The sequence below is a fragment of the Paenibacillus sp. LHD-117 genome (assembly GCF_030929555.1).
In the GTDB taxonomy this organism is placed as follows: domain Bacteria; phylum Bacillota; class Bacilli; order Paenibacillales; family Paenibacillaceae; genus Pristimantibacillus.
The window spans coordinates 167,088-174,243 of the sequence record NZ_JAVFVT010000012.1 but is presented as its reverse complement, the minus strand read 5'-3'; the positions used below and the strand labels follow the sequence as shown (position 1 = coordinate 174,243).

Annotated in this window: 5 protein-coding genes and 1 pseudogene; 1 reads left to right on the top strand and 5 read right to left on the bottom strand. The window is 54.6% G+C overall.

Going from position 1 to position 7,156, the window contains the following annotated elements; all coding sequences use genetic code 11:
- Nucleotides 1-469 precede the first annotated feature (469 nt).
- Nucleotides 470-544: pseudogene (locus tag RB620_RS30335) on the top strand (alpha-L-arabinofuranosidase C-terminal domain-containing protein); the annotation flags it as partial.
- Here the strand turns inward: RB620_RS30335 and RB620_RS11770 are convergent.
- The 5 genes from RB620_RS11770 to RB620_RS11750 form a co-directional block, all read right to left on the bottom strand.
- Complete coding sequence (locus tag RB620_RS11770; protein WP_308094517.1) at nt 525-1,577, bottom strand: LacI family DNA-binding transcriptional regulator; 1,053 nt, start codon at nt 1,575-1,577, stop codon at nt 525-527. The pseudogene RB620_RS30335 and the gene RB620_RS11770 sit on opposite strands and share 20 nt — an antisense overlap.
- Before the next feature lie 165 nt (nt 1,578-1,742).
- Entirely contained in the window at nt 1,743-3,716 is a 1,974-nt protein-coding gene (locus RB620_RS11765; RefSeq protein ID WP_308094516.1) for a glycoside hydrolase family 127 protein, read from the bottom strand.
- A 32-nt stretch (nt 3,717-3,748) separates the two neighbouring features.
- Nucleotides 3,749-4,600: a carbohydrate ABC transporter permease gene (locus tag RB620_RS11760; RefSeq protein WP_308094515.1), complete on the bottom strand. Its 852-nt coding sequence runs from the start codon at nt 4,598-4,600 to the stop codon at nt 3,749-3,751.
- 1 nt (nt 4,601) lies between these two features.
- Nucleotides 4,602-5,504: a carbohydrate ABC transporter permease gene (locus tag RB620_RS11755; RefSeq protein WP_308094514.1), complete on the bottom strand. Its 903-nt coding sequence runs from the start codon at nt 5,502-5,504 to the stop codon at nt 4,602-4,604.
- 98 nt (nt 5,505-5,602) lie between these two features.
- Nucleotides 5,603-6,961 (bottom strand): ABC transporter substrate-binding protein, encoded by a 1,359-nt coding sequence (locus tag RB620_RS11750; protein WP_308094513.1) that lies wholly within the window; start codon nt 6,959-6,961, stop codon nt 5,603-5,605.
- Between the last annotated feature and the right edge of the window lie 195 nt (nt 6,962-7,156).

Here is a 7,156-nt window from a genome sequence, read left to right as displayed (position 1 = left end):
TAATTCGTTCAATACGTTGATTTGTTGCATCTTTTTGAGTAAACTTCATATTAAGCTCCTCCTTGATGGGTTTAAGGGCATTGACCCGTGTACACCCCCATCATACGAGGAGCTCCTTTATTTGTCTAAATCCAAATCTTAGACTCTACAGGAATGTTTAGATTTGCAAATCGATTAAAATGAGCCGAATAACGTCTGCTGCCTCCGTTAGCATTCATGAGTAACTTTTATGATCGTCGTTTTGCTAGCAAACAGGACGAATTGACCGAGGCAGAGGCAATCCCGAAGGCTCGTTCGTTCCGCAACATTCGAATTGCCGGAAAGACCGCCCGAAAGAAACGGGGCGTGGGCTTCCGTTAAGTACTGGCCAAATAACGGCGCTGTGGTCCGTTATGACATGGAATGCGGGCGGACGATCGTGCGGCTGTCGAAAGCGGCGATGCGTCCGCGTCTTTCTGAATGGTTTGTCGCGAATCGCGTAAGAATTGCTTGCCTTGCCCAACTCGTCCACGTCATCGCCCCGATCATGACGGAGTCTGACGGCTGCCGGGCGAGGCGACGGAATCTCTTTCGATCAGCGTGCATAGCGGCGAATAGTTCCCCTCGGGCTGCTCGCCTTTGATCAGGCTGGAGAGCGCCTCCATGGAGCTGTATCCCATCTGCTGCAGCGGCAGGTCCATCGTCGTGATGCGCGGGTTCAAGTAGTCGCTGAACTCGCGGTTGTCGAAGCCGACGAGCGACAGCTCTTCGGGAATGCGAACGCCGGCTTCCGTCGCCGCTCTCATGGCTCCGACGGCCATAATGTCGTTCATGACGAGGATGGCCGTCGGAGGTTCGTTTAGCGCCAGCAATTGCTGCGTAAGCTCGTACCCCGACTGGAGTCCCCAGTCGCCGACCTTGATGAGCTGCGGGTCGAACGGCAGCTCGGATTCCGTCACCGCTTTGTAGAAGCCGTTGAAGCGCAGGCGGGAAGGCAAGGAATCCATCCGTCCGCTGATGATCGCGATCCGACGGTGGCCTTTGCCTATCAAGTAGTTCATCGCGTCGAAGGACGCCTGCTCATCGTTGTATTGGATGGACAGGTCATTCTGTGTGTAACAATAGGTGTACACGATGGGTTTGCCCCGGGAATTGATCAATCCGGTCACGTCCCGCGGATGCACGCCGATATAGATGATCCCTTCAACCTGCTTGGACAACAAGTCCGCGACCGCGTTCTCGGCGTACTTGCGGTATTGATCGACGTCGGCGTACTGATGGCCCACCCGCTTGTGAAGTCGCAAATTCGTCAGCAAAATATGCATGTCGTTCCGGTCGGCATAATGATTGATGCCGTCGATGATCTCAGGGACGTTAAATACGGTCACGTCCTCCGCGATGACGCCGATCGTGTTGGTGCGGCTGCTCTTCAAGCTTTTGGCGATATCGTTTGGCGTGTAATTGAGCTCCTCGATCACCTTCAGCACGCGTTCGCGCGTCCGAGGCTTAACGTTCCTGGTGCCGTTCAGCACGTAAGACACGGTCGCCGTGGACACGTTGGCCCTCTCCGCGATATCCTTGATGCCAACCTTCCCCATATCCACACATCCTAATATAAACGTTTAGATTTTAACTAGGTTATATCATAGAACGAAGCGGAAATGCAAGTCATATCGGGCATGGGAGCGAATAACAGACCTGCCAACCATTTGGCCGATTGACGTTTAACCCCCGCTTGCGACTCCTCCAATGAACAATAGGCTTTATCTGTCCTTGACCCATACCGCCATTTCGCCGCCTTCTCGGTTAGCCCAAGCGAAGTAAGGGATAAAGGTCGCCGTTGTTTGTGTTTCCTGCCACGCACCTTTCTTCATGTCGCGATACAATTCGTCCTCGTCCCACTCGCTTGCGGAGATCCGCAGCGCGCCGGCTTTGATGACAGGCAGTCCTCCTAGTAGCCCGGGCTCGGAGCTGACGCTAAATTCGCTGCTGGCGGGCAGCACGATTTCGTGCAGATTCGCTCCATTATCGACTTCCTCCAGACAATAGATGAACGGCCCTCTCTGGATCGCCACTTTCGAAGCCGTATGCCGGATGGACGGATGGCCCTTCATTCGGCGAACCGGCATACGGAACGCGATATCGACGATGTCGCCGGATTGCCAAGCGGTGGTAATCCGGACGTATCCGTCCTGGACGATGCGCTCATGCTCCGCAAGCGGCACGCCGTTAACGCTAATGAGAGCGCCGTCGCTCCACTCCGGAATGCGAAGCGCCAGCGTGAACACGGCGGGGCTCCCCATTGAAACGCCGATTTGCACTTTCCCTTCCTCGACGTATCGCGAATCCATCTTCAGACCGACGTGATCGCCATCCAGCTGGATGTCCGTCTCACCACCGATGTAGAGATGTGTGTAGATGGTTCTTTCGTCGACGCCGTAGATGTATTGGCCAAGCGAAGCCAGCAGCCTGGCAAGGTTAGGCGGGCAGCAGGCGCAGCCGAACCAGCCCTGGCGATGCGGCTTGACATGATCGTAGATATGGTTTTTGCCGCATACATGCGGATAGACTTCCAGCGGATTGACGTAAAAAAATTGTTTGCCGTCCTTGGAAATACCGCTGACGACCGTGTTGTAGAGCGCTTTCTCCAGCACATCCGCGTATTTGCCGTTCGGCTCGATTTGGAGCATCCGGTGAGCAAAAAAGATCAGGCCGATGGAAGCGCAAGTTTCCGCGTAAGCCGTATCGTTCGGCAAGTCGTAGTCGGCCGTGAAGGATTCGCCTTCCGCCATCGAGCCGATTCCGCCGGTAATATACATTCGTTTGGAAACGATGTTGTCCCATAACGTCCGGCAAGCTTCGAGCAAGCGCTCGTCGCCGCTTTCCGCCGCGAGATCCGCCATCGCCGTCAGCATGTAGACAAGCCGCACGGCATGGCCTTCTGCCGTATCCTGCTCTCTGATCGGTTTGTGAGCCTGACTATAAGAGAGGTCGCCTACGATATCGAGGTGCGGGTAATGCACGTCCTTGCCGCGCGCTTCGAATTCCTGCGCGTAGAAGTGAGGCTCCGTGCCTCGCTGGTTCAAGAAATATTCGCTCTGCTTCAAGTACTTCTCGTTGCCCGTCGCACGGTAGAGCTTGATTAACGCCAGCTCGATTTCCTGATGTCCGTCGTAACCCGAAATTTGGCCAAGTTCGTTGCCGAAGACAGTGCAAATATAATCCGCGAATTTACATACGACGTCCAATATTTTGCGTTTGCCGGTCGCCTCGTAATAAGCTACGGCGGCTTCGATCATATGACCGGCGCAATATAATTCATGGCATTCAGCCAGATTGCTCCATCGTTTGCCCGGTTCCTTAAGCGTGAAATACGTGTTCAAATATCCGTCTGGATGCTGAGCCCTGGCGATTACGTCGATCATCTCGTCCGCGGTTCTCTCCAGCTCGGGATCGGGTTCCGTTTGCAGCAGATAACCTACGGCTTCCAGCCACTTGGCCACGTCGCTATCCTGAAACACCATGCCGCCGTATTCGCCTTGCGCGTCTCCCGCGGCAATCTTGAAGTTGCTGACGGCGTAGCTGCGCTCCGCGCCGGGTACGCGGTCGTTCAGCGCCTCCCATTGGTACGGGACGACGACATCCCTTACCAGATCGATGTAACCGGACCAGAATGAATCCCTGATGCGCGCTTTGTTCAGCGGCACTATGCGGGAATTTATTTTTTTGGTATGCATGTATGATCTCTCCTGACTCTATCCCGAAGTAGTTATCCTTTTACACCGCCGACGGTAAGACCTTCGATAAAGAAACGTTGAAACGCGAGAAACAAAATAAGGATGGGCAAAATGCTAAGCACGGCGCCGGGCAGCAAAACCTCATAATTGTTGCCCACCGGCGACAGCAGCGCGGAGAGGCCGATCGGCAGCGTAAAGTTTTCGGTCGATCGCAGCGCGATAACCGGCCACAGGAAGTTGTTCCAGCTGAACAAGGCTTGCAGAATCGTCATCGCGCCGAATGCCGGCAGCATCACCGGCACCATGATCCGGAGGAAGATGCCCATCTCCGTGCACCCGTCCATTCTTCCCGCGTCCATGAAGTCTTTGGGAATGCCGAGCGCGAACTGGCGGAAGAAGAAAATTGGCAGCGGCGCCACGACGAACGGCAGAATAACGCCCCACACGGTGTTAATAATCATCAAATCGATCGAAAGCTTGTAAAGCGGCAAAATAATGATTTCGACGGGGATCATCATGACGGCGAGCACCAGCACGAAGATGAAATTGCGCCCCTTGAACCGATACATGGCCAGGCCGTATCCGACCATCGATGACAGGAACAAACAGATGATCGTGAATAAGCAAGTAATGATCAAGCTGTTCTTGTACCACGAAAAATAATGTTTGGAGCCGCCTTCCCCTGAAAAAATCGCTTTGTAATTGTCGAGGGTCATAACGCCGAAATCCAGCCGCACGTTCAGTCCGTATCGAAATAACTCTGAGGCCGGCTTGATAGAGGCCAGGGACAGAGCGTAGAGCGGGAACAGCGACAGCAGCGCGAGCAAGACGAACAGAAGGAGCAAGCCTACGGACGCCGGGTTCCATCTCGGTTTGTCGGCCATCTTAATCCTCCTTCCCGAACATGCCCGTCATTCGGAGCTGCAGCATGCTGACGCCTAATGTAATGACCAGCAGCACCAATCCGATCGTGGAGCCGAAGCCGAGGTCGAAGTACTGGAAGCCTTGCTGATAAATATAGCCGACCATCGTAAGCCCGATATCCTGCGGCGATCCTCTGCTGCCCCATAACATGTAGCTTTCGGTAAACATCGCGAAGCCGCCGTAGATGGAAATCGTCAGCACATAGATGGTAATGGGTTTCAGAAGCGGCAGCGTAATTCGGAAAAATTTGCCCAGCACGCCCGCGCCGTCTATATCCGCGGACTCGTAGAGCTCTTTCGGAATATTCTGCAGCGCCGACAGAAAATACAGGATATTGATGCCGACCCAGCGCCAGGTCGCCAGCACGACTAACGCGAACATGCTGAGCGAGGAGTGGAGCAGCCACTTCTGCGGGTCGATGCCAAACCATCCGATGAAGGCGTTCATGATCGCCCCATCCAGCTCGCTGAAGATCAATCTGAATACGATGGCTGCTACCGCAATCGACGTGAGCGCGGGAAGGAACAAGGCGGAACGGAACAAGTTCCGGGCTCTCATCAGCTTCGCGTTCAGGAATACGGCGAGCACCAGCGGCAGCGGGATCAAGACGAGGAGCGTCCAGAACGTGTACCGGAAGCTATTGTACAGCGCCTTGTAAAAGCTTTCGTTGTCCAGCCGTTTGTAGTTGTCCAAGCCGACGAACGTGACGTTGTCCGGAAGCACCGACTGGAAGCTCATGATGACCGCTTGGACGAGCGGGTACGAGAAGAAGAGAAGAAACGACAGGATGAACGGCGCCACGAACAAATAGGGCGCTAACGATTGCGAATTCATTCGGCTTGCGGTTTTGGGGTGTCGAGGCATGTTACCCTCCCTCGTAAGTGTACTGCGGGACAAGCCCCGGCATTGCCGCGAAACCCAGCGTTCGCGGCAGTGCCGGCTTGTCGGTCATGCGCCTTCGGTTACTCTTTGCGCAGCTTCTCCGCAACTTCTTTGATGACCTTCTCCGGCTCTTCTCCGGACTGGAATATTTGCGGAACGATCTCATTGCGTACGGCATCGAACACTTGCGGCGAGATTTCGCGAATGTTGACGGGATAAATTTCGTCCTTGACTTCAATCAGCGTGTTGAAAATATCGGCGCCGAAGTACTCCGTAAATTTATTCGGCTCGCTCATCGCGGGATCGGTCCATACCTCCGTACGGATAGGATCCATGCCGAGCTGCTTCCATACTTGAATGTTGCCTTCCTTGGACAGCTTGGCGAACGCAAGGAACTTCTTGGCGAGATCGAGATGTTTCGTCTGATTCGTGATGGTCAATCCCGTGCCGCCCATGCCCGCCGAACGATTGCCTCCCTCGTCCCATGCCGGCATCGGCTTGATGACCATCTTGCCTTTCAGGTCGGGCATCTCGTCCGTGAAGCGGTTCATGAACCAGAACGGCATGAATACGGATGCCGCTTCGCCGGCGTTCATGTACGCTTTGTATTCCGGCGTATCGTGGCCGACGCCCGGCGCAATCGCCGCGATCCCGTCGTTCACGAGCTTCTGGAAGTATTGCATTGCCCTAATGTTGCGCGGGTCGTCGACGGTCACTTCGCCGTTCACGCCGACTTGGTCGGATTCCAGCTGGTTGATGGCCGGCCACCAGCTCCAGTTGCCATTGCCCTCAAACGTGATGAACGGCTTTCCCGTCTTCTCGACGACGGTCTTGCCGTATTTCTCCACGTCCGACCAAAGCTTGATGTCGTCCGGGTTAACGCCGGCCTGATCCATCAATTCTTTGTTGTAGTACATGACCGTTGCGCCGACGTGCATATCGACCCCGTAGTAGATGCCGTCCTTGCTGTAGATGTCGACGCGGGATTTGACGATGTTCGGAATTTCCGGTTCCACGATGTCGTTCAGCGATTCCAGCTGGACGGAGTCGCCTTTCATGAAATTCGGGAACTTGCTTTGTTCGATATCCGCGAGATCGGGCGCCCCTTCCTTCGACTGCAGCGCGATTAGCAGACGCGTATGCATGTCGTCGTACGGAATGTTCTCCGTCGACAGCTCGATCGGACTGTCCGGATTCGCTTTGTTCCACTCGTCAGCCATAAACGAATAGAAGTCGGCGTGCTGCTGGACGAACGTCCACAACGTCAGCTTGACTGGATCGGCCGCCGGCTTGTCGTCAGGCTTTTGCGTCTCCGCAGTCGTCCCGGAGCTTGCCGTCGGACTTGGCTCGTTGCCGCCCCCGCCGCCCGAGCTGCACGCCGCCGTTACCATGGATAGTACAAGGATCAATGAAAGCCATAACGTGTTTCTTTTGCGCATGTCGTCATCCCCCATGACCGTTTTATATGCTAGATCCGCTATCGGATTATAGCCAAGCCCAGAAAATTAAACGTTTAGATTTTGTGGCGTCACTTCACATCACCGAACTTTTTATTAAAGCGCATACATTTGCAAGCCGAACATCGAAGTTGTTCGCTGATCTTTTATTGCTGCGGCTCTTTCTTAACCGCCAGG